Annotated in this window: 20 protein-coding genes and 1 tRNA gene; 7 read left to right on the top strand and 14 right to left on the bottom strand. The window is 69.8% G+C overall.

Going from position 1 to position 20,121, the window contains the following annotated elements:
• Nucleotides 1-43 precede the first annotated feature (43 nt).
• Complete coding sequence (locus YS110_10215; protein UJB65097.1) at nucleotides 44-1,075, bottom strand: c-type cytochrome; 1,032 nt, start codon at nucleotides 1,073-1,075, stop codon at nucleotides 44-46.
• A gap of 151 nt (nucleotides 1,076-1,226) precedes the next feature.
• Here YS110_10215 and YS110_10210 point away from each other — a divergent pair, with 151 nt between their 5' ends.
• Genes YS110_10210 through YS110_10200 form a run of 3 tightly spaced genes read left to right on the top strand, consistent with a single transcriptional unit; the run spans nucleotide 1,227 to nucleotide 3,063 of the window.
• Nucleotides 1,227-2,144: an alpha/beta hydrolase fold domain-containing protein gene (locus YS110_10210; GenBank protein ID UJB65096.1), complete on the top strand. Its 918-nt coding sequence runs from the start codon at nucleotides 1,227-1,229 to the stop codon at nucleotides 2,142-2,144.
• Nucleotides 2,141-2,389: a hypothetical protein gene (locus YS110_10205; GenBank protein UJB65095.1), complete on the top strand. Its 249-nt coding sequence runs from the start codon at nucleotides 2,141-2,143 to the stop codon at nucleotides 2,387-2,389. Before YS110_10210 ends, YS110_10205 begins: the two co-directional genes overlap by 4 nt.
• A 38-nt stretch (nucleotides 2,390-2,427) precedes the next feature.
• On the top strand, nucleotides 2,428-3,063 hold the full coding sequence (locus tag YS110_10200) for a LysE family translocator (protein UJB65094.1): 636 nt from the start codon (nucleotides 2,428-2,430) through the stop codon (nucleotides 3,061-3,063).
• Nucleotides 3,064-3,188: 125 nt separating this feature from the next.
• Here YS110_10200 and YS110_10195 read toward each other — a convergent pair whose 3' ends face one another.
• The 3 genes from YS110_10195 to YS110_10185 all read right to left on the bottom strand — a co-directional run bounded on the left by YS110_10195 (nucleotide 3,189) and on the right by YS110_10185 (nucleotide 6,564).
• On the bottom strand, nucleotides 3,189-4,691 hold the full coding sequence (locus YS110_10195) for an ABC transporter substrate-binding protein (GenBank protein UJB65093.1): 1,503 nt from the start codon (nucleotides 4,689-4,691) through the stop codon (nucleotides 3,189-3,191).
• A gap of 69 nt (nucleotides 4,692-4,760) precedes the next feature.
• The gene (locus YS110_10190; GenBank protein ID UJB65092.1) at nucleotides 4,761-5,609 is read right to left on the bottom strand and encodes an ABC transporter permease; all 849 of its coding nucleotides are present in this window, start codon (nucleotides 5,607-5,609) and stop codon (nucleotides 4,761-4,763) included.
• Entirely contained in the window at nucleotides 5,602-6,564 is a 963-nt protein-coding gene (locus tag YS110_10185) for an ABC transporter permease (protein UJB65091.1), read from the bottom strand. The genes YS110_10190 and YS110_10185 overlap by 8 nt, the downstream gene beginning before the upstream one ends.
• Nucleotides 6,565-6,692: 128 nt before the next feature.
• Between YS110_10185 and YS110_10180 the strand changes: the two genes are divergently transcribed.
• Nucleotides 6,693-6,947 carry a YfhL family 4Fe-4S dicluster ferredoxin gene (locus tag YS110_10180; protein UJB65090.1) on the top strand — a complete coding sequence of 85 codons (255 nt, stop codon included), beginning with the start codon at nucleotides 6,693-6,695 and terminating at the stop codon, nucleotides 6,945-6,947.
• Nucleotides 6,948-7,010: 63 nt separating this feature from the next.
• Here the strand turns inward: YS110_10180 and pth are convergent, their stop codons facing one another.
• The 7 genes from pth to YS110_10145 form a co-directional block, all read right to left on the bottom strand.
• Entirely contained in the window at nucleotides 7,011-7,622 is a 612-nt protein-coding gene (gene pth / locus YS110_10175; GenBank protein UJB65089.1) for an aminoacyl-tRNA hydrolase, read from the bottom strand.
• Nucleotides 7,623-7,722: 100 nt separating this feature from the next.
• Nucleotides 7,723-8,349, bottom strand: coding sequence for a 50S ribosomal protein L25/general stress protein Ctc (locus YS110_10170; protein UJB65088.1), 627 nt, complete (start codon nucleotides 8,347-8,349; stop codon nucleotides 7,723-7,725).
• A gap of 118 nt (nucleotides 8,350-8,467) precedes the next feature.
• On the bottom strand, nucleotides 8,468-9,427 hold the full coding sequence (locus tag YS110_10165; GenBank protein UJB65087.1) for a ribose-phosphate pyrophosphokinase: 960 nt from the start codon (nucleotides 9,425-9,427) through the stop codon (nucleotides 8,468-8,470).
• Nucleotides 9,428-9,475: 48 nt separating this feature from the next.
• Nucleotides 9,476-9,552: transfer RNA gene (locus YS110_10160), tRNA-Gln, on the bottom strand.
• Nucleotides 9,553-9,591: 39 nt separating this feature from the next.
• Nucleotides 9,592-10,449, bottom strand: a complete 858-nt coding sequence (gene ispE, locus YS110_10155; protein ID UJB65086.1) for a 4-(cytidine 5'-diphospho)-2-C-methyl-D-erythritol kinase — start codon at nucleotides 10,447-10,449, stop codon at nucleotides 9,592-9,594.
• Between the two features lie 4 nt (nucleotides 10,450-10,453).
• Nucleotides 10,454-10,930 carry an outer membrane lipoprotein LolB gene (locus YS110_10150; protein UJB65085.1) on the bottom strand — a complete coding sequence of 159 codons (477 nt, stop codon included), beginning with the start codon at nucleotides 10,928-10,930 and terminating at the stop codon, nucleotides 10,454-10,456.
• The gene (locus YS110_10145; GenBank protein UJB65084.1) at nucleotides 10,927-12,708 is read right to left on the bottom strand and encodes a tetratricopeptide repeat protein; all 1,782 of its coding nucleotides are present in this window, start codon (nucleotides 12,706-12,708) and stop codon (nucleotides 10,927-10,929) included. The genes YS110_10150 and YS110_10145 overlap by 4 nt, the downstream gene beginning before the upstream one ends.
• An 18-nt stretch (nucleotides 12,709-12,726) precedes the next feature.
• Between YS110_10145 and mutM the strand changes: the two genes are divergently transcribed.
• The 3 genes from mutM to mutY all read left to right on the top strand — a co-directional run bounded on the left by mutM (nucleotide 12,727) and on the right by mutY (nucleotide 16,600).
• Nucleotides 12,727-13,542: a bifunctional DNA-formamidopyrimidine glycosylase/DNA-(apurinic or apyrimidinic site) lyase gene (gene mutM, locus YS110_10140; protein UJB65083.1), complete on the top strand. Its 816-nt coding sequence runs from the start codon at nucleotides 12,727-12,729 to the stop codon at nucleotides 13,540-13,542.
• 80 nt (nucleotides 13,543-13,622) lie between these two features.
• Nucleotides 13,623-15,569 carry a dynamin family protein gene (locus YS110_10135; GenBank protein ID UJB65082.1) on the top strand — a complete coding sequence of 649 codons (1,947 nt, stop codon included), beginning with the start codon at nucleotides 13,623-13,625 and terminating at the stop codon, nucleotides 15,567-15,569.
• On the top strand, nucleotides 15,569-16,600 hold the full coding sequence (mutY, locus tag YS110_10130; GenBank protein ID UJB65081.1) for an A/G-specific adenine glycosylase: 1,032 nt from the start codon (nucleotides 15,569-15,571) through the stop codon (nucleotides 16,598-16,600). The genes YS110_10135 and mutY overlap by 1 nt, the downstream gene beginning before the upstream one ends.
• A 74-nt stretch (nucleotides 16,601-16,674) precedes the next feature.
• On the opposite strand, the gene rapZ is transcribed toward mutY, so the two are convergent.
• From rapZ to YS110_10115, 3 genes are read right to left on the bottom strand one after another with little or no spacing between them, the layout of a single operon-like run.
• The gene (gene rapZ / locus YS110_10125; GenBank protein UJB65080.1) at nucleotides 16,675-17,532 is read right to left on the bottom strand and encodes an RNase adapter RapZ; all 858 of its coding nucleotides are present in this window, start codon (nucleotides 17,530-17,532) and stop codon (nucleotides 16,675-16,677) included.
• 5 nt (nucleotides 17,533-17,537) lie between these two features.
• Nucleotides 17,538-19,202 carry a DNA repair protein RecN gene (gene recN, locus YS110_10120; GenBank protein ID UJB65079.1) on the bottom strand — a complete coding sequence of 555 codons (1,665 nt, stop codon included), beginning with the start codon at nucleotides 19,200-19,202 and terminating at the stop codon, nucleotides 17,538-17,540.
• A gap of 2 nt (nucleotides 19,203-19,204) precedes the next feature.
• Entirely contained in the window at nucleotides 19,205-20,101 is an 897-nt protein-coding gene (locus YS110_10115) for an NAD kinase (protein UJB65078.1), read from the bottom strand.
• Nucleotides 20,102-20,121 lie beyond the last annotated feature (20 nt).

Genomic DNA, 20,121 nt, shown 5'->3' with positions numbered 1-20,121 from the left:
GCGCTGGCAGCTCCTGTTTCGAGAGCGGCTCCCCGCAGGGCTGTTACCTGGCCTGCGCCTTGGCGCGTTCGGCGGCCACCTCGGCCTTGATCTTGTCGGCCATCTGGCGCTGCTTCTCGGCCAGCGGCGGGAACGGGCCGAAGCGGTGCTGGTCCGCCGGCGCGCCCAGCATGTAGGGCGGGAAGGCGGAGTCCACCGGCTTGTTCCAGCGCGCGGGGAAGTCGGCCTCCAGGTTGGCCTTCTCGGGCCGGGGCTTGGACAGCATGTAGGCCGACACGTCGTAGGCCTCGTCGTCGCTGAGCTGCGGCGCGTCGAAGTTCGTGCCCTGCGGCATGTTGTGCTTGACGAAGCGCGTGGCCATGGCCAGGCGGTTCATGCCCGCGCCGTTGTTGAAGGTGTCCGGGCCCCACAGCGGCGGAAACACGTAGCCCTGCGCGTCGCCGGGCTTGCCCGCGCGCACGCCCTGGCCGTCCGGGCCGTGGCACACGGCGCACTTGGCCTCGTACACCTTGGCGCCGGCCTCCAGGTTGGCGCGGCGGTTGGGCATCTTGCTCTGCACCATGCCCGCGCCCTCGACGTTGGCGCCCACCGGGATGCCGCGCGACAGGAACGAGATGTAGGTGACGAAGGCCTTCATCTCGCGCGAATCGAGCGGCAGCGCCTTGCCGCTCATGCTGCGCTCCATGCAGCCGTTGACGCGCTCCTCGACGGTGCTGACGTCGTCCTCGCGCCCGCGGTACTGCGGGAACGTGGCGGCGACGCCCGTCCACGGCATGGCGAAGGGCTTGGTGGCGGCCTGCTGGTGGCACGAGGCGCAGGCCAGGTTGTTGCCGGCGAAGCGCTTGCGCACGTCGCCCACCTCGGGGCCGATGTGGGCGAAGGTGCGCGTGGTCAGCTCGTGGCCGTACTGCACCAGGTCCTTGTAGTGGCCGGGCGGCAGCGCGGCCACGTCCGGCACGGGGCGGCCCGCGAGCTGCACGGTGGCGGGGGCGTCGGCCGCCAGGGCGGCGCCGGCGCCCAGCACGGCGGCCAGGCCCGCGAGCCAGGAGAAGGGAGTCATCGTGGTTTTCATCATGGCCCCATGCTAAGTAGGGTTGATCGGCGCGCAAATTCCCTGTATCGGGGAGGTGCCTAGCCGGAAAAGGGTATTGCGCTGTGCAAGGCGGCAGGGTAGCGCCACCGGCGCGCCGCAGAATGCGCCATCTTCCTTACTCCACCGCACGGGTATGGCATCCATTTCCTTCTTGACCCGCGGGGCCGCCTGGGCCCTGCTCGTTGCAATCTGTGGCGTGGCGCAGGCCGGGCCGCTGGGCGCGGCCCTGGACGGCGACGATGGCATGGACGCCGCCGTGGCGGTCGCGCCCCTGCCCGCGTCGGTGCGCGTGCTGCGCGACCAGCCCTACGGCCCGCACCCGCGCCAGCGCATGGACGTGTACTTGCCGCCGCATGCGCACGATGCGCCCGTGCTGTTCATGGTGCACGGCGGGGCCTGGCGCGTGGGCGACAAGGCCCACGCCAGCGTGGTGCATAACAAGGTGGCGCGCTGGGTGCCGCAGGGCGTGGTGCTGGTGTCGGTCAACTACCGCATGCTGCCCGAGGCCGCGCCGCTGGAGCAGGCGCGCGACGTGGCGCGTGCGCTGGCCCAGGCGCAGCGCCTGGCGCCGCAGTGGGGCGCGCAGCCCGGGCGCTTCGTGGCCATGGGGCATTCGGCCGGGGCGCACCTGGTGGCGCTGCTCGCCGCCGCGCCCGCGCTGTGGCAGGCGCAGGGCGCCAGGCCGGTGCGCGCCACCGTGGCGCTCGACAGCGCCGTGTACGACGTGGCCGAGGCCATGCACCGGCCGCACCTGCGCCTGTACGACGCTGCCTTCGGCAGCGACCCGGCGCAGTGGGCGCTGGTGTCGCCCGTGCAGCAGCTGCGCCAGGCGGGCGCGCCGCTGCTGGCCGTGTGCTCCACGCGGCGCCGCGCGGCGTGCGCCCAGGCCGAGGGTTTCGCGGCGCAGGCTCGGGCCCTGGGCATGCGCGTGCAGGTGCTGGGGCAGGACCTCTCGCACGGCGAGATCAACGCCAGCCTGGGGCGTGATGGCCCCTATACCGAGGCGGTGGAGGCCTTCCTGCGCGCGGTGGATGCGAAGATGCTGCCATGACACCTTTCCCCGGTCCTCTCCTTCGCCGTTTTCCCCTGGCCCGCGCGTTGGCGCTGCTGGCGCTCGTGGCCTGGGGCGCGGCGCAGGCCGCGCCCGCGCCCTGGTACTGGTGGCGCAGCAAGATCGACGGCGCGCGCACCTGCGCCCAGGTCTCGCCGGGCGAGGGCTGGGAGCGCGACGGCGGCCCCTTCGACGGCCCCGGGTGCCAGCCGCGCAAACGGGTGTACGTGATTCCCATGCGGTGACAATGCCGCTTTGCCCTGTTGCCTGCTTGCCGTCCTCCATGCCCTCGATCGAAACCCTGGTTGCCTTTTTTGGCGTCTCCGTCCTGCTGGGCCTCTCTCCCGGGCCGGACAACCTCTTCGTGCTCATGCAGTCCGCGCAGCGCGGCTGGCGCGCCGGCATGTGCGTGGTGCTGGGCCTGTGCTGCGGCCTGGTGGTGCACACCACGGCGGTGGCGCTGGGGCTGGCGGCGGTGTTCGCCGCGTCGGCGCTGGCGTTCACGCTGCTCAAGTTCGTGGGCGCGGCCTACCTGGCCTGGCTGGCCTGGGGCGCGCTGCGCGCCCCGGTGGGCGGCGGCGCAGCGGCCCCGGCCGAGGGCGGGCCGGGCTACAGTGCCTGGCGCATGGTGGGGCGCGGCGTGGTGATGAACCTGACGAACCCCAAGGTGCTGGTGTTCTTCCTGGCCTTCCTGCCGCAGTTCGCCGACCCCGCGCGCGGCGGCGTGGCGCAGCAGATCATGGTGCTGGGCTGCGTGTTCATGCTCGCCACGCTGCTGGTGTTCGGGGCCATCGCCTGTTTCTCGGGCGCCTTCGGCACGCTGCTGCAGCGCTCGGCGCGCGCGCAGCGGGTGCTCAACCGGCTGGCCGGGCTGGTGTTCCTCGGGCTGGCGGTGCGGCTGGCGACGGTGCAGCGCTAGCGGTGCTATTTTGTTGATAGCTGGTGGCGCTTGTCAGGCAGCAGTTTGGGGCTGTTTTCTACCTGAAATCCAAGAGTGGAAAGCGCTACAAGCTATTAAAGGTATAGCGGAGCCGGTGCCGCGCCTCACCCCCACGACAGCGCCGACAGGTCGTTGACGAACACCGGCATGTCCTTCCACAGCCCGCGCAGGTTCTTGGCCGCGACGGTGACCCATTGCGGCTGGTACAGGAAGGCGTGCACGCAGTCCTCGGCCAGCAGGCGCTGGGCGTCGCCCAGCAGGCGGGCGCGGTCGGCCGGGCGCGCGGTGTTCTGGATCTTCTCGAACAGCGCGTTGAAGCGCTCCGACTGGTAGCCCCAGTAGTAGCCCGGCTTGGCGAAGTTGCCCAGGTCGAACGGCTCGACGTGCGAGATCAGCGTCAGGTCGTAGTTCCGGGCGCCGTAGGTGCCGCTGAGCCATTGCGCCCATTCCACGTTCTGCAGCTTCACGGTGACGCCGATCTTGGCCAGCTCGGCGGCGATGACCTCGCCGCCCTGGCGCGCGTAGGGCGCGGGCGGCAGCGTCATGGTGAGGTGCAGCGGGGTCTTGACGCCGGCCTCGGCGATGAGCTTTTTCGCCTTGTCCAGGTCGTAGGGGTTGATGCCGGTGGTGTCCACGTAGCCGAAGGCGCCCGGCACGTAGTGGCTGCCGATGGGCACGCCCAGGCCGTCGGCCGCCGCCTGGATGACGGTCTTGCGGTCGATGGCGGCGGCGATGGCGCGGCGCACGCGCACGTCCTGCAGCGGCTTGCGCGCGTTGTTCATGGCCAGGATGGTCTTGGCGCGCGAGCCGCTGACGATGACCTGGAAGCGCGGATGCGCCTTGAACTGCTCGATGCCGCGCGGCGTCACGCGCGGGAAGGCGTCCACGTCGCCCGCCAGCAGCGCCGCCACCTGCGCCGCCGGGTCGGGAATGAAGCGGAAGGTGGCGCGGCGGATGCGCGCGCCGCCGGGGTTGCGGTAGCCGTCCCAGCGCGCCAGCGTGACCGCGCTGCCCTTGGCCCAGTGGTCGAGCCGGTAGGGGCCGGTGCCCACGGGCCTGGCGGCGTTGGTGGCGGCGCTCTTGGGCTCGACGATGATGGCCGTGGCCTGGCCGAGCAGGAACAGCAGGTCGGGTTCGATGTCCTGGTTGATGAGCACCACGGTGTGCTCGTCCACCACCTGGGCGCGCAGGTTGGCGAAGGTGCGTTTGTCCTTGTTGGTGCTCTTGTCGCCGCCGGCGCGCTCGAAGGAGAACTTCACTGCGGCGGCATTGCACGGCGCGCCGTTGTGGAAGGCCACGCCGCGGCGCAGCCGGAAGGTGTAGGTCTTGAGGTCGGGCGAGACTTCCCAGCTCTCGGCCAGCAGGGGCGAGACGCTGCCGTCGGGGTTGATCTTGGTGAGGGTCTCGAACACGTTGTAGAGCACCACCTCGGCGATGGACGAGGCCGCGCTCGCCGTCGGGTCCAGCCCCGGGGGCTCCAGCACCAGGGCCAGCGTCAGCGTGTCTTTCCTGCCCTGGGCCCAGGCGCCCAGCGGCGCGAGGCCGGTGGTGGCGGCTGCGGCGGCCAGCGTGCTGCCAGCCAGGAGGGAGCGGCGGTTCCACTTCATGCGTTGTTCTTTCTGCGGGGTCTCGGAGGGCGCCGCGTGCGGCGCCGGGCCGTCTTTTTACACCATGCGTCAGCGTTCCAGGCGCGGATCCAGCAGGTCGCGCAGGCCGTCGCCCAGCAGGTTCAGCCCGAGCACGGCCAGGGCAATGGCGGCGCCGGGCCACACCGCCAGCAGCGGCGCCTGGTACATCAGCGTCTGCGCCTCGCTGAGCATGCGGCCCCACGAGGGCTCTGGCGGCTGCGTGCCCAGGCCCAGGTACGACAGCGCCGCCTCGGCCAGGATGGCCAGCGCGAACTGGATGGTGGCCTGCACGGTCAGCAGCGGGGCGATGTTGGGCAGCACATGGTCCCAGGTGATGCGCCAGCGGCCCTTGCCGCAGGCGCGGGCGGCGCGCACGTAGTCGCGCGCCCACACGCCCTGCGCCGCGGCGCGCGTGACGCGCGCGAAGGTCGGGACGTTGAAGATGCCGATGGCGATGATGGCGTTCACCATGCCCGGCCCGAAGACTGCCGTCAGCATGATGGCCGAGAGGATGGCGGGAAAGGCGAAGGTGAAGTCCGCCAGCCGCATCACCAGCTCGTCCACCCAGCCGCGCAGGGCCGCGGCCAGCAGCCCCAGGGCCACGCCCGCGCCCAGGCCGATGCCCACCGCCACGGCGCCGACGGTGAGCGTGCTGCGCGCGCCGGCCAGCAGCAACGCCGCCACGTCGCGCCCGTAGGCGTCGGTGCCCAGCCAGTGCGCGGCGGAAGGGGGCTGGAGCGCCGCGTCCATGGCGATGGCGTAGGCGCCGGGCGGCGTCCACAGCAGCGACACGGCGGCCGTGGCCAGCAGCGCCAGCGTGAGCAGGCCGCCGAGCAGCAGCGAGGGCTGGCCGCGCAGGCGCCGTAGCCAGCGGGCGGGTGTGGCGCGCTCAGTCATGCCGTTCGGCGATGCGCGGGTCGATGAGCGCGGTCAGCACATCGACGATGAAGTTCACCGCCACTACCAGCGCGGCCAGCAGCATGACGCAGTTGCGCACCACGGCCAGGTCGCGGTTGGCGATGGACTGGAAGACCAGGCGGCCCAGGCCCGGCAGGTAGAACACGTTCTCCACCACGATGGTGCCCGCCAGCAGGCTGGCGAACTGCAGCCCCATGACGGTGACCACGGGCACCAGCGCGTTGCGCAGCACATGGCGCCACAGCGTGGCGCGCGGCGACAGGCCCTTGGCGCGCGCCGTGCGCACGAAGTCCTCGCGCAGCACGTCGAGCACGGCCGAGCGCGTGACGCGCGCCAGGATCGCGCCCTGCACCACGGCCAGCGACAGCGCCGGCAGCACCAGCGCGTGCAGCGCCGGCCCCAGGCCGCCGCCGTCCCCGGCGCGCCAGCCGGGAAAGCCCCCGGCCGGGAACCATTGCAGCTTCACCGCGAACAGCAGGATGAGCAGGATGGCGAACCAGAAGTTGGGCAGGGCGATGCCGATCTGCGCCAGGCCCATCAGGCCCCAGTCGCCGGGACGCCGGTGGTGCGCGGCGGCGTACAGTCCCGCGCCCAGCGCCAGCGCGGCCGCCAGCAGCATGGCCAGCACGGCCAGCGGCACGGTGAGCTGCAGGCGCTCCAGGATCAGCTCGGCCACCGGGCTGCCGTAGGCGTGGCTGTCGCCCAGCGCGCCGGTGAGCAGGCCGCGCACCCACTGCAGGTAGCGCTGCCAGGCCGGCTGGTCGAGCCCGAGCTGGGCCGCCAGCGCGGCCACGGCCTCGGGGTCGGCGTCGGGCCCGAGCAGGGTCTGCGCGGCGTTGCCGGGCAGCACTTCGAGCACGCCGAAGACCACGAGCGACGCCACCGCCAGCGTGGCGGCGAAGGTGGCAAGGCGTTGCAGGAAGAACCGGGACATGGGGCAAGCAGGGCGGGGCGGATGGCGCGGCCCGAGGATAGCGGCAAAACCATGCCCGGGCCGGTGGCGCCGGCACGGCGGGATAATGGCGCCCCTATGAAGCCCGAGAGCCCGTGCCAGGAGACCCCATGGCGCTGATGATTACCGACGAGTGCATCAACTGCGATGTGTGCGAGCCCGAGTGCCCGAACGACGCCATCTCCCTGGGCGAGCCGCACTACGACATCGACCCGCACAAGTGCACGGAGTGCGTCGGCCATTTCGACGAGCCGCAGTGCGTGCAGATCTGCCCCGTGGCCTGCATTCCCGTCGATCCGCAGCACACGGAAAGCCGCGAGACGCTGTGGCAGAAGTTCCACCGGCTGCAGCGCGTGCCAGGGTGATTTTTTAGTCTTTTTGGCCTCCAGCCCTTATGGGGCAAGCGCTGGCAGCTATCAAAAGAATATTCAATCCTGCCCGGCGGGGCGTGGTGGCTTGGGGCGCGGTGGCTTGGTGGTGTGGATCTGCAGCGTGGCTTTTTCCATGTCGCCCGCCAGTAGCGCGTCCTTGGCTTGCAGCGAATGGACGATGCTGTCCTCGATCAGGGCGCGCTGGTCGGGGGCTGGCTTCTTCAGCACCCAGTGCACCACCTCGGCCTTCGCGCCCGGGTGGCCGATGCCGATGCGCAGGCGCCAGTAGTCGGGCGAGCCGAGCTGGGCGTGGATGTCGCGCAGGCCGTTGTGCCCGCCGTGGCTGCCGCCGCGCTTGAGCTTGACCTGGCCGGGGGCGAAGTCCAGTTCGTCGTGCGCCACCAGGATCTCGTGCGGCTGGATCTTGAAGAAGCGCGCCAGGGCCGCCACCGACTTGCCCGAGAGGTTCATGAACGTCTGCGGCTGCAGCAGCCAGCGGCTCTCGCCCTGCACGCTGGTGCGCGCCACCAGGCCCCAGTAGCCGCGCTCGGGCACCAGGGTGGCGCCCAGCTCGCGCGCCAGCGCGTCGATCCACCAGAAGCCCGCGTTGTGGCGCGTGGCCTCGTACTCGGGGCCCGGGTTGCCCAGTCCGACAAACAGTTTGATCATGGTGTGGCATTTTCCCAAAGCAAACGGCCCACACGAGGTGGGCCGCTGGCGGGTGCGGGCTGCCGGGCCGTGGTGGCCGGCAGCCGCGCGGGGGCAGAGATTACTTCTTGCCCTTCTTGGCCGGAGCCGCTGCGGGGGCGGCAGCGGCAGCAGCCTCGACCACCACCTCGGGCAGCTTGATCGAGATCAGCGCAGGGTTCTTGTTGGAGCCACGCACCACGGCCTTCACGCCGTTGGGCAGCTTGATCGCCTGCAGGCCCAGGGTGGACTTGGAGTTCAGCTGGCTCAGGTCCACGGTGATGAACTCGGGCAGTTGCGAGGGCATGCACACCACGTCCAGTTCGTGCAGCAGCGGCGTGACCGTGCAGCCTTCGACCTTGACGGCCTGCGAGCCTTCGGCGCCTTCGAAGTGCAGCGGCACCTTCAGGTGGATCTTGGTCTTGTCGTCCACGCGCTGGAAGTCCACGTGCAGCACGAGCTGCTTGAAGGGGTGGTACTGCACGTCGCGCAGAACGACCTTGCTGGTCTGGCCGGCCACTTCCATCTCCAGGATGCTGGAGTGGAAGGCTTCCTTCTTCAGGGCGTGCCACAGGGCGTTGTGGTCTAGCTCGATGGCCTGGGGCTCGGCGGTGCCGCCGTAGACGATGCCGGTGGTCTTGCCGGCATTGCGCAGACGGCGGCTCGCACCCGTACCCTGCTTGGCGCGCTCAAAAGCGACGAATTTCATGGTGTAACTCCTGGTTGGGGCGGCCGCGACCAGCCGGTCCCCGTTTGACAAAAAGGGCCTGCCGCCTTCACGGCAGCAAGCCCGGGCGGTGAACCCGCAACAGCGCCTGGAGGGGCGCTTATTCCGAGAACAAACTCATGACCGATTCGCCCGAGGCGATGCGCTGGATCGTCTCGCCGATCAGCGGCGCCACGGAGAGCTGGCGGATCTTGCCGCAGCCCTTGGCCGTGTCGGACAGGGGAATCGTGTTGGTGACCACGACCTCGTCGAGCGCCGAGCCCTGCGCGATGCGCTCGATGGCCGGGCCCGAGAAGATCGGGTGCGTGCAGTAGGCGTAGACCTTCTTGGCACCGCGCTGCTTGAGCACCTCGGCGGCCTTCACCAGCGTGCCGGCGGTGTCGATCATGTCGTCCATGATCACGCAGTTGCGGCCCTCGATGTCGCCGATGACGTGCATGACTTCCGATACGTTGGCCTTGGGGCGGCGCTTGTCGATGATGGCCAGGTCGCAGCCGAGCTGCTTGGCCAGCGCGCGTGCGCGCACCACGCCGCCGACGTCGGGGCTGACGACGATCAGGTCTTCGTAGTTCTTCTGCGTCAGGTCGCCCAGCAGCACGGGCGAGGCGTAGATGTTGTCCACGGGAATGTCGAAGAAGCCCTGGATCTGGTCGGCGTGCAGGTCCATGGTCAGCACGCGGTTCACGCCCACGGCCTGCAGCATGTTGGCCACCACCTTGGCCGAGATCGGCACGCGCGTGGAGCGCGGGCGGCGGTCCTGGCGCGCGTAGCCAAAGTAGGGGATGACGGCGCTGATGCGTTCGGCCGAGGCGCGCTTGAGCGCATCGACCATGATCAGCAGTTCCATCAGGTTGTCGTTGGTCGGCGCGCAGGTGGACTGGACGACGAACACGTCGCGCGTGCGCACGTTCTGCTTGATCTCGACGGTGACTTCGCCGTCGGAAAAGCGGCCGACGTCAGCGGCGCCCAGGGACGAGCCCAGATAGGCAGCGATCTCGGCCGCCAAGCCAGGATTTGCGTTGCCGGTGAAGACCAGAAAATCGGGATTGGTGGCTTGCATGAGCGTCTCGTCTGCGCCGTTGAGATGTTGCGTGACCGCAAAGGTATTTGGCAGGGGAGGAAGGACTCGAACCCTCGCATGCCGGAATCAAAATCCGGTGCCTTAACCAACTTGGCGACTCCCCTACACTGGTTGACCGTCTGGCGACGGCCCACCGAAAACTTTCAATCTGACGCCCATCCTGCCAAAGGATGAAGCCTCAAATTATCGCATACTTTGACTTGCCATTTGCTGTCTGCATCGGACAAATCCACCGCATGCGGCATTTGTGCGAACACTGCGCTTCCAGACCCGGTCATCTTGCCCCGCAGTCCCTTCGATGCCAGCCATGCGATGGCTTGGCCAATCTCCGGGCACAGGGCTTGTGCTACGGTCTGCAAGACGTTTTGGCCGAAGCCATAGTGATCTGCAGCAAAGCTCGCTATTGTAGCACTGTCCGAATCGCGTTTCAGATCCGGATGCGAAAAAATGGTTTTCGTATCCAGGCCTGCCTCGGGCTTGACCACAAGAAACCTGCTGGACGGCAGCCCATGCGGTGTTTCGAGCGGCGAGATTATGTCACCGATTCCTTCGACCCAGGCGTTCGCGCCGCGCAGGAAGAACGGCACGTCGGCGCCCAGCCGGACGCCGATGGCCTGGAGCTGGGCCGTGCCGAGCCGCAGGTTCCAGAGCCTGTTCAAGGCCAGCAGGGTGGTGGCGGCATCGGAGGAGCCGCCGCCCATGCCCGCCTGGGCGGGAATGCGCTTGGCCACGCCGATGTGGGCGCCCGCCTTGCAGCCCGTGGCGGCCTGCAAGGCGCGCGCCGCGCGCACGATCAGGTCCTCCGCCGGCAGGGCGGGGCCTGTGCCCAGGTCTTCGCGGGTGATGCGGCCATCGGCCCTGTGCTCGATGTGCAGCGTGTCGCACCAGTCGATGAGCATGAAGACCGATTGCATCAGGTGGTAGCCATCGGCGCGCCGTCCCGTGATGTGCAGGAAAAGGTTGAGCTTGGCCGGGGCCGGCAGGTCGTAAAGCGCTTGCATGGGGTCAACGGTCGAGAACGATGCGCAGCGTGGCGCGCGGCAGCGGCTGCAGCCGCTGGGCCACGACCCGCCCCTGGCTTGCCGCGCCGAGGTCGGCGTGCCAGCCTTCGGCAGCGGCGGCGCGCCCTTGCAGCCAGTCGAACAACGCGGCCACGGGCAGGCGGCTGCCGGTGAGTTCCTGCAGCAAGTCTTCCAGCGAGGGGGATTGGCGCACCGCGCCGTCCTGCTCCAGCCGGGCCATGTCGCGCGCCCACGTCAGGCGGGCCAGCATCGACCCGAAAGGGCTGTAGAGGGACAGCTCGCCGGTTTCGGGGCTGCCGCGCAGGTCGAAGCTGGCACTGAAGGACTGCGCGGACGGGTCTTCCACCTGCAGCGCCAGGCGGCCGCTCCAGGTGTCCTGGGTGCTGGCGGGCAGCCGGGGCGGCTGGGCGCAGCCGGCCAGTACCAGCAGCGCCACGGCGCAGCAGGCGAGCCATCTCAAGGCTGGACCCCGAGGCGCCGCAGCGTGCCTTGCAAGACCTCGTTGTCGGCGCTCTGTCGCAGCCCTTCACGCCAGATGCTGCGTGCGTCGTCCTGCCGTTGCAGGGCCCACAGCACTTCGCCCAGGTGGGCGGCGATCTCCGCGTCGGGCCGCTTCTTGTAGGCTGTCTCCAGCAGTTGCAGGGCCTGCGGCAGGTTTCCCAGGCGGAATTGCACCCAGCCCAGGCTGTCGGTGATGTAGGGGTCGCCGGGGGCGTATTCCAGGGCTTTCTCGATCAGTTGCCTGGCCTCTTCCAGTTGCACGCCGCGATCCGCCAGGACGTAGCCCAGCGCGTTGTAGGCGTGGTGGTAGTCAGGCTGGCGCGCGATGATCTTGCGCAGCAGCTGTTCCATCATGTCCTGGTGGCCGGCCTTCTCGGCCAGCATGGCCTGGTCGTAGAGCAGGTCGTTGTCCTGCGGGGCCAGCGCCACCAGCCGGCCTTGCAGCTCATAGGCATCCTGGTATTGCTGGGCGTTGCGCAGCAGTTGCACTTCGGCGGAGAGCTTCATGCGCTCGTCCTCGGGGGTCGCGGCGGGCAGGCTCTGGATCAGGGCGCGCGCGTGCGACAGGCGCCCCTGGCGCGCCAGCAGCGAGGCGCGCCGCACCTGGGCGCTGAAGAGTTCGTCGCTGTTGTCGATGCGTGCCAGCCAGGCCTCGGCTTCGTCGAACCGCTGGCGCTTCTCGGCGATCTGGGCGTGCAGCAAATAGGCCTGGGTCAGGCCAGCCTGGCGCGCTTCTTCATGCGGCAGTTGTTCGGCCAGGGCGGTGAAGCGCTGCAAGGAGGCCTGCGCCTCGTCCAGGCGGTTGTCCTGCACCTGCAGCGTGGCTTGCAGCAGCCAGGGATCGGGCAGGTCCGGCTTGTCCTTGGTCAGGATGTCCAGCTGCACCGCGGCCTCGGCGTAGCGCTGCTGGCCTATCAGCGAACGGGCATAGGCCAGGCGCATCTCCGGCGCAGTGTGTCCCTCGAAGTAGCGGGTCACGATGGGTTCGGCGGCGCTGACGCCTTCGGCCACCAGCTCCAGCGCCAGCAGGGCGAGGTTGTCGGCCGAGGGCGACAGCGCCTGCGCCTTCTGCGCCGCGGCCAGTGCGCCCGTGGGGTCGTTGGCGGCCAGGCGCATGCGGCCCACGGTGCTCCAGGCGATGGAGCTCAGCGCCGGGTCGTTCAGCTCGTCTTGCAGGGCTTGCTCCACGACTGATGCCGCCAGGGCCTTGTCGCTGGTTCTGGCGTAGAACTGCGGTATCGACTGCAGTGCGGCGGCCTTGCTCGGCGTGGGCGTCTGCGCCAGTTCCTGGCGCAGCGGCTCCGCCGTGTCGCCGGTGCGGTTCAGGGCCACCAGGATCTGCAACTGGAAGCGATTGGCGTCGCGTGACTGGGGCTGCGCGTTTTTCCAGGTGCGTACCGCAGCCAGGGCCGAGTCTCCGGAGCGCGCCTGCAGGGCGATTTCCACCGCGCGGCGGTACAGGGCGCTGTCGTTGCTGCGGCGGGCGGCCTCCAGCATCAGCGCGTATCCCGTGCCGGGGTCTCCGGCACCCGTGGAGAGTTCGCCCAGCAGCACTTCGTAGAACAGCTCGGCGTTCAGGGCCTCGCTGACCGCCTGCGGGAGCCCGGCAGCCCTGGCTGGCGGGGGGCTGGCGGGCTGTGCCCAGCCGGCCAGCGGAAAGAGGGACAGGGCCCAGGACAGATGCCGGATGCGAAGAAAATGCAGCATCGACCCATAATAATCCAAGCCCCGCCGCATTTTTCCCAAGCCATCGCCATGCCCGAGTTGCCAGAAGTCGAAGTGACGCGCCGCAGTTTCGCGTCGGAGATCACCGGTGCGCAAATCATGGCGGCCGTGCCGGGCAAGCCGTTGCGCTGGCCGTTGGGCTGCAGTCCCGCGCACCTCGTGGGGCAGCGGGTGCGGGGCGTGCGCCGCCGCGGCAAGTACCTGCTGGTCGACCTGAGCGCGGGGCTGCTGCTGGTGCACCTGGGCATGTCGGGGAGCCTGCGCTTCGCGCCCGGCCTGCCGCCCGCAGGCAGGCATGACCACTTCGATCTGGTCACCAGCCAGGGTGTCCTGCGCTTGAACGACCCGCGCCGCTTCGGCGCCGTAGTGTTCGCCGAATCGGAGGACGCCGCCGTGGCGCAAAAGCTGCTGGGCGGGCTGGGGCTGGAGCCGCTGTCCGACGCCTTCACCTTCGAGGCCTTGCGCGCCGGGCTGCGGGCCAGCCGCGCGCCCGTCAAGCAGGTGCTGCTGGGCGGCAAGGTGGTTGTCGGCGTGGGCAATATCTATGCGTCGGAGGTGCTGTTCCTCGCGGGCATCCGGCCCACGGTGGCCGCGGCGGCGATTGGTGATGTGCGCATGCGCCGGCTCCACCAGGCGATCCGGGACGTGCTGGCGCTGGCGGTGGAGCAAGGAGGCTCCACGCTGCGGAATTTTTCCAGCGCGTCTGGCAATCCGGGGCATTTCCAGCTGGCCGCGCGGGTGTACGGGCGGGCGGGGGAACCCTGCCTGGCATGCGGCGGCGCGATCCACGGCCTCAAGCAGGGGCAGCGCAGCAGCTTTTTTTGTCCGCGCTGCCAGCGTCCATAGCTGCTGCGCCGGCAGCCCATGGGCGATGCTATATTTTGGCGGCTCCAGCCTTGGCCTGGACGTCTAACTCCAGGAACACAGTGGGACCCTCATTCAACGAGCAATTCGATCAGCACGGCGCGTGGCGGCGTGCGTTTGCGCAGCAGCTCAAGCAACTGTCGGAATGGATGCGGGCCAACGACCTGATGGATGCCGCCGTGGAGGAACGGCTGCAGCGCCTCGAAGCCCAGGTGCGCAGCGACAAGGTGATGGTGGCCTTCGTCGCGGAGTTCTCCCGCGGCAAGTCCGAACTGATCAACGCCATCTTCTTCGCCGACTATGGCCGACGCATCATGCCGGCCAGCGCGGGGCGCACTACCATGTGCCCGACGGAGCTGGGCTACGACCCCGAGATTGCGCCCTGCCTGCGCCTTTTGCCGATCGAGACGCGCCTGCAGGCGCAGGGGCTGGCGGAATGGCGCCTGCGCCCCGAGCACTGGGTGCAATTGGCGCTCGACGTGAACGATGCCGACCAGGTCGGCAAGGCGCTGGAGAAGGTCTCCGAGGTGCGCCGGGTGACCCAGGAGGAAGCCCGCGCCCTGGGGTTCTGGCACGACGAGCTGCCCGAGGAAAACCCCATGGCCGATGCGCAGGGCATGGTCGAGGTGCCGATGTGGCGCCATGCGCTGATCAACATGCCGCACCCCCTGCTCAAGCAGGGGCTGGTCATCCTCGATACGCCGGGGCTCAATGCGGTCGGCGCCGAGCCGGAACTGACCGTGAGCCTGATCCCGCAGGCGCATGCCGTGGTGTTCATCCTGGCGGCGGACACCGGCGTGACCCGTTCCGACCTGTCGATATGGCGCGAGCACCTGGCCGCGCCCGAAGGGCAGGCCGAAGGCCGCTGGGTCGTGCTCAACAAGATCGACACCCTGTGGGACGCGCTGAACTCCGCGGAGCAGGTGCAGGCCCAGCTCGAACGCCAGTGCGCCACGGTGGCGGAGATGCTGGCCATGCCGCGCGAGCGGGTGGTGCCCATTTCGGCGCAGAAGGGCCTGGTGGCCAAGATCACCTGCAACGACCTGCTGCTCGAATCCAGCGGCCTGCCAGAGCTGGAAGAGGCGCTGGCGCAGGGCATCATGGGGCAGCGGCAGGCGATTCTGCGCACGGCCGTGGCCACCGGGGTGGCCGGGCTGCGCGCGGAAACCGAGCGCGTGATCAACGTGCGCCGGCGCGACCTGGACGAGCAGATGCTGGAGCTGCGCAGCCTGCGCGGCAAGAACGCCTCGGTGATCGGGGCCATGCGCGGCCGCATCGAGCAGGAGCAGCATGAATTCGACGCCAGCGCGGCGAAGATCCAGGCGGTGCGCGCGGTGCACCTCAAGCTGCTGCGCGACCTGTTCCACCAGCTGGGCGCCCGCGCGCTGAAGGCCGAGCTGGCCGATCTGGCGCAGACCCTGCAGCAGCGCGGCATCAAGCTGGGCGTGCGCAAGGTGTACGAGGAAACCTTCGCGCGCCTGCGCACGATCATCGCCAAGGCGCAGGCTTCGGGAACGGAGATCCAGGCCATGCTCGATGGCACGTTCCGGCAGCTCAACGCGGAGTTCGGCTTCTCCTTGCAGGTGGCCGACGTGCCCGCGCTGGACGGCTTCTTGCAGGACATCGCCAAGATTGAGCAGGGCCATGTGCAGTACCTCGGCATGGGCAATGCGCTGAAGCTGGCGCAGCCGGAGTTCTCCCAGCGCCTGGTGCGCGCGCTGTCCATGCGGCTGCGCACGGTGTTCGATTCGGTTGCCAACGACCTGGAGCTGTGGAGCAAGTCGGCCACGGCGCAGCTGGACGCCCAGCTGCGCGAGCGCAAGCGCAGCTTTGCGCGGCGCATCGAGGCGGTGGACCGCATCCAGCACGCCGCCAGCGGCCTGGACGAACGCCTGGGTGAAATCGAGGCGTCGGAAGACGCATTGCGCCAGCTGGAGCAGCGTCTGGCGGAGTTCACCCAGCGCCTGCTGGCGGTGCCCGCGGCGAACGCGCAAGAGCCCGCCGCCTGATGACCGGCCCCGTGATGGACATCGCCACGCGCGTGGTGCGGTGGCAGGCCGCCCATGGGCGCCACCACCTGCCCTGGCAGCAAACGCGCGACCCCTACCGCGTGTGGCTGTCCGAGATCATGCTGCAGCAGACGCAGGTGAGCACGGTGCTGGACTACTACCCGCGCTTCCTCCAGCGCTTTCCCGACGTGGCGGCCCTGGCCGCCGCGCCGCTAGACGACGTGCTGGCGCTGTGGAGCGGCCTGGGCTACTACAGCCGCGCGCGCAACCTGCACCGCTGCGCCCAGCAGGTCGTGGCCGTGCATGGCGGGGTGTTTCCGGCAACGGCCGAGGCGCTGGCCACGCTGCCGGGCATCGGGCGCTCGACGGCCGGGGCCATCGCGGCGTTCTGCTTCTCGCAGCGCGTGCCGATCCTGGATGCCAATGTGCGCCGCGTGCTCACGCGCGTGCTGGCCTTCGGCGAAGACCTCGCAGCGGCGCGCAACGAGCGCCTGCTGTGGGCGCATGCGCAGGATCTGCTGCCCGTGGACGATCTGGACGACGCCATGCCGCGCTACACCCAGGGGCTGATGGACCTGGGCGCCGGCTGGTGCCTGCCGCGCAAGCCGCGCTGCGGCCTCTGCCCCCTGGACGAGGTGTGCGCCGCGCGGCGCGCCGGCGACCCGGAAAAGTACCCCGTGCGCACCCGCAAGCTGCGGCGCAGCGCGCAGTCATGGTGGCTGCTGCTGCGCCGCAACGCCGCGGGCGCCATCTGGCTGGAGCGCCGTCCCATGACCGGCATCTGGGCGGGCCTGTATTGCCCGCCGGTGTTCGACAGCGCCGCGGCGCTGGCGTGGGCCGAGGGCAGGCCGGGGGTGCGCCACCTGCCCGCATTTCTGCATGTGCTGACGCACATGGACCTGCACCTGCACCCCGTGCTGGTGCCTGGTGACACGGACACGCCGCCGGCGCAAGGCGGGTGGTACGGGCCCGCGGACTGGCCGGCGCTGGGCCTGCCCGCGCCCGTGCGCAAGCTGCTCGAAGGGTTGTGATCTTCAGCTTCTTTTTTGATAGCTGCTAGCGCTTGCTGGATAAGGGATGGAGGCCAATTTGCCTCATATTTTGCTCAGTCCAGCTCGCGGTGCCTGCGCAGCGTCGTCCATTGCGGCCCGAAGCGCTGCGCCAGCTGTTCGACCAGGTACACCGAGCGGTGCTGGCCGCCCGTGCACCCGATGGCCACCGTGACGTAGCTGCGGTGGTTCTGCGCCAGCGCGTCGAGCCAGCGGTCGAGGAACAGCGCGATGTCTTCCTGCATGCGCAGCACCTCGGGCTGCTGCCGCAGGAAGCCGGCCACGGGCGCGTCCTGCCCCGTCAGCGCGCGCAAGGCCGGTTCGTAGTGCGGGTTCGGCAGCATCCGCACGTCGAACACGTAGTCCGCATCCATGGGAATCCCGCGCTTGAACGCGAAGGACTGGAACACCAGGGTGAGCTGCCCGGCCTGCGTGGCCACCAGACTCTTGATGGTGCTCTGGAGCTGCGGGGCGCGCAGCGTGCTGGTGTCGATGACGTGCGCCTGCTCGCGCAGGCCGGCCAGCAGTTCGCGCTCGAGTTCGATGGTCTGCACCAGGGCCTTGCGTTCCGACTGCGCGTGGTCCTTTGTGAGAGGGTGGCGCCGCCGGGTTTCCGAGAAGCGCCGTACCAGGGTGCCGGTGGAGGCATCGAGGAACAGCGGCGTGATGACCACGCCCTGGCCGCGCAGCTGGGCGATCTGCTGCGGCAACTGCGGCAGGCCGGTGGCGCTGCGCGCGTCGATGGCGATGGCGACGCGGTTGCCGTGGTGCTGGTGTTCCAGCGCGACGAAGGGCGACAGCAGCTCCGGCGGCAGGTTGTCCACGCAGTAGTAGCCGGCATCCTCGAGGGCATGCAGCGCCACGGATTTGCCCGAGCCCGACATGCCGGTGAGAAGGACGATTTCAAGGGCCATGGCGATCACCTCGGCGGGTTGGTGTCGGAGGACAGGAGCATTTCGCGCGCATGCGCCAGCGTGGTGCCGGACAGCCGCTCGCCGCCCAGCATGCGCGCCACCTCGCGGACACGGTCTTCCTGTTCCACCGGGGTGACGGTGCTGGCAGTGCCCGCCGCGCTGCGCTGCTTGGCGACGACCAGGTGGTGGTCCGCGCAGGCGGCCACCTGCGGCAAATGCGTCACGGCCAGCACCTGCCGGTCCCTGCCGAGCTGCTGCATGAGCCGTCCCACGGTCTCGGCCACGGCGCCGCCGACGCCGGAATCCACTTCGTCGAAGATCAGCGTTGGCGCTTCGCCCAACTGGCTGGTGGTGACGGCAATGGCCAGCGAGATGCGCGACAGCTCGCCGCCCGAGGCGACCTTGCCGATGGGGCGGGGCGTCATGCCGGGGTGCCCGGCAACGAGAAACCCCACCTGGTCGTGGCCGTGGGGCGCGGGCTCCGCAGCGCGCTCCACCTGCACCGCGAAGACGCCGCCGGCCATGCCCAGCCCCTGCATGGCCTGGGTGATGGCACGCGACAGCAGGGGCGCGGCCTTGGCGCGGCGCCTGGAAAGCTGCCGGGCCTCGGCGTCGTAGGCCTGGGCGCGGGCCTGCTCCTGCGCCTCGAGCTGCTCCAGGTCGGCCGCCGTGTCCAGTTGCTGCAGTTCCTGCTGCCAGCCCTGCAGCAGCAGGGGCAGTTCCTGCGGGGGGCGCTTGTAGCGCCGGGCCAGCCCCAGCCACTGGGCGAGCCGGGTGTCCAGTTCCTCCAGCTGCCGCGGGTCCAGTTCGGTGCGGCGCGCGTAGCCGTGCAGGGAATGGCGCGCGTCCTCGACCTGCGCCAGGCTGGAGGCGAGCGTCTCGGCGATGCCCTGGAATTCCCGGTCGATGTGCGCATGCTGCGCCATTTGGTGGTGGGCCCGGCCCAGGTTGCCGAGCACCCCGATGTGGTCGTTCTCCAGCAGCGTCAGGGCCTCCTGCGCGGCGTCCGCCAGCGCGCGCGCGTGCGACAGCCGCGTGTGCCGGGTGTTGAGCTCCTCCCATTCGTCGCGGCCGGGCGCGAGTTTCTCGACCTCGCCGATCTGCCACTGCAGGCGCTCGCGTTCGCGCTGCAGCGTGCCTTGCTGGGCGCGCGCCTGCGCCAGGGCCTGCTGCGCTGCGCGCCATGCGGACCAGCATTGGCGGACTTTGTGGGTGGCGGCGCCCGCGTAGGCGTCCAGCAGCGCGCGCACGGACTCGGGGCGCGTCAGGCTTTGCCAGGCGTGCTGCCCATGGATGTCGAGCAGGTGCTCGCCCAGCGCGCGCAGCTGCGTGGCCGTGGCGGGGCTGCCGTTGATCCACGCGCGGCTCTTGCCCTGGGTGTCGATCACGCGGCGCAGCAGGAGCGTGTCGCCTTGCTCGTAGCCGCCTTCTTCGAGCCATGCCGCCAGGTGGCCGGGGCTGTCGAATTCGGCGCAGATGTCGGCCTGGCGCGCGCCCTCGCGCACCACGCCGGTGTCGGCGCGCGCGCCCAGGGCCAGCTGCAGCGCGTCGATCAGGATCGACTTGCCCGCGCCCGTTTCGCCGGTCAGCACCGTGAAGCCCGCGTGCAGGTCGATGTCCAGGGCCTGCACGATCACGAAGTCACGCAACGCAATCCGCCGCAGGGCCATGGTCAGGATCCCCCTTCGTTCCAGCGCAGCTTCTTGCGCAGGGTGGCGAAGTAGTTCCACCCGCGCGGATGCAGGAAGCGCACGCAGTGCGCCGAGCGCCGCACCAGGATGCGGTCGCCGTGCAGCAGCGAGGTCAGCGACTGCATGTCGAAGTTGGCGCTGATGTCGCGGCCCCCCACCAGCTCGATGGCGATCTCCGTGCTGTCCGGCAGCACGATGGGGCGGTTCGACAGCGTGTGCGGCGCGATCGGCACCAGCACCCAGCCGCCCACGGAGGGGTGCAGCATGGGGCCGCCCGCCGAGAGGGAGTAGGCCGTCGAGCCGGTGGGCGAGGCCACGATGAGGCCATCGGCACGCTGGTTCGCCACGAAGTGGCCATCGACCTCGACGCGCAGCTCCACCATCGCGGCCGTTGCGCCACGGGCCACCACCACGTCGTTCATGGCCAGGGCCTCGAACACGCAGTCGCCGTCGCGGATCACGCGCGCCTGCATCAGCGGGCGCGAATCCTCCTCGTACTGGCCCTGCAGCATGGGGGTGAGGGTGGCCTGGTAGTCGCCCAGCGGGATGTCGGTGACGAAGCCCAGGCGGCCCTGGTTGATGCCGATCAGCGGGGTGCCGTGCCGGGCCAGGCGGCGGCCGATGCCCAGCATGGTGCCGTCGCCGCCGACGACCAGGCCCAGGTCGCAGCGTGCGCCGATGGCGTCGGCGTCCAGCACGTTGTAGTGGGCCATGCCGGTGTTGGCGGCGGTTTCGGCTTCCAGCGAAACCTCGCAGCCCTGGCGTTCCAGGAAATGGGCGATTTCCTCCATCACATCGCGCGAGCTGCTGGCCGCGGTGCCAGACACGGTGGTCTGGTATTTCCCAATCAGGGCAACATGGTGGAAGCGGGGCATCATGCTGAAATTACATCATTAAA

Origin of the sequence: Acidovorax sp. YS12, from assembly GCA_021496925.1 — a bacterium.
Classification (GTDB): Bacteria; Pseudomonadota; Gammaproteobacteria; order Burkholderiales; family Burkholderiaceae_C; genus Paenacidovorax.
Note: the sequence above shows the minus strand (reverse complement) of the source record. Positions and strands in the feature narration are given on the sequence as shown.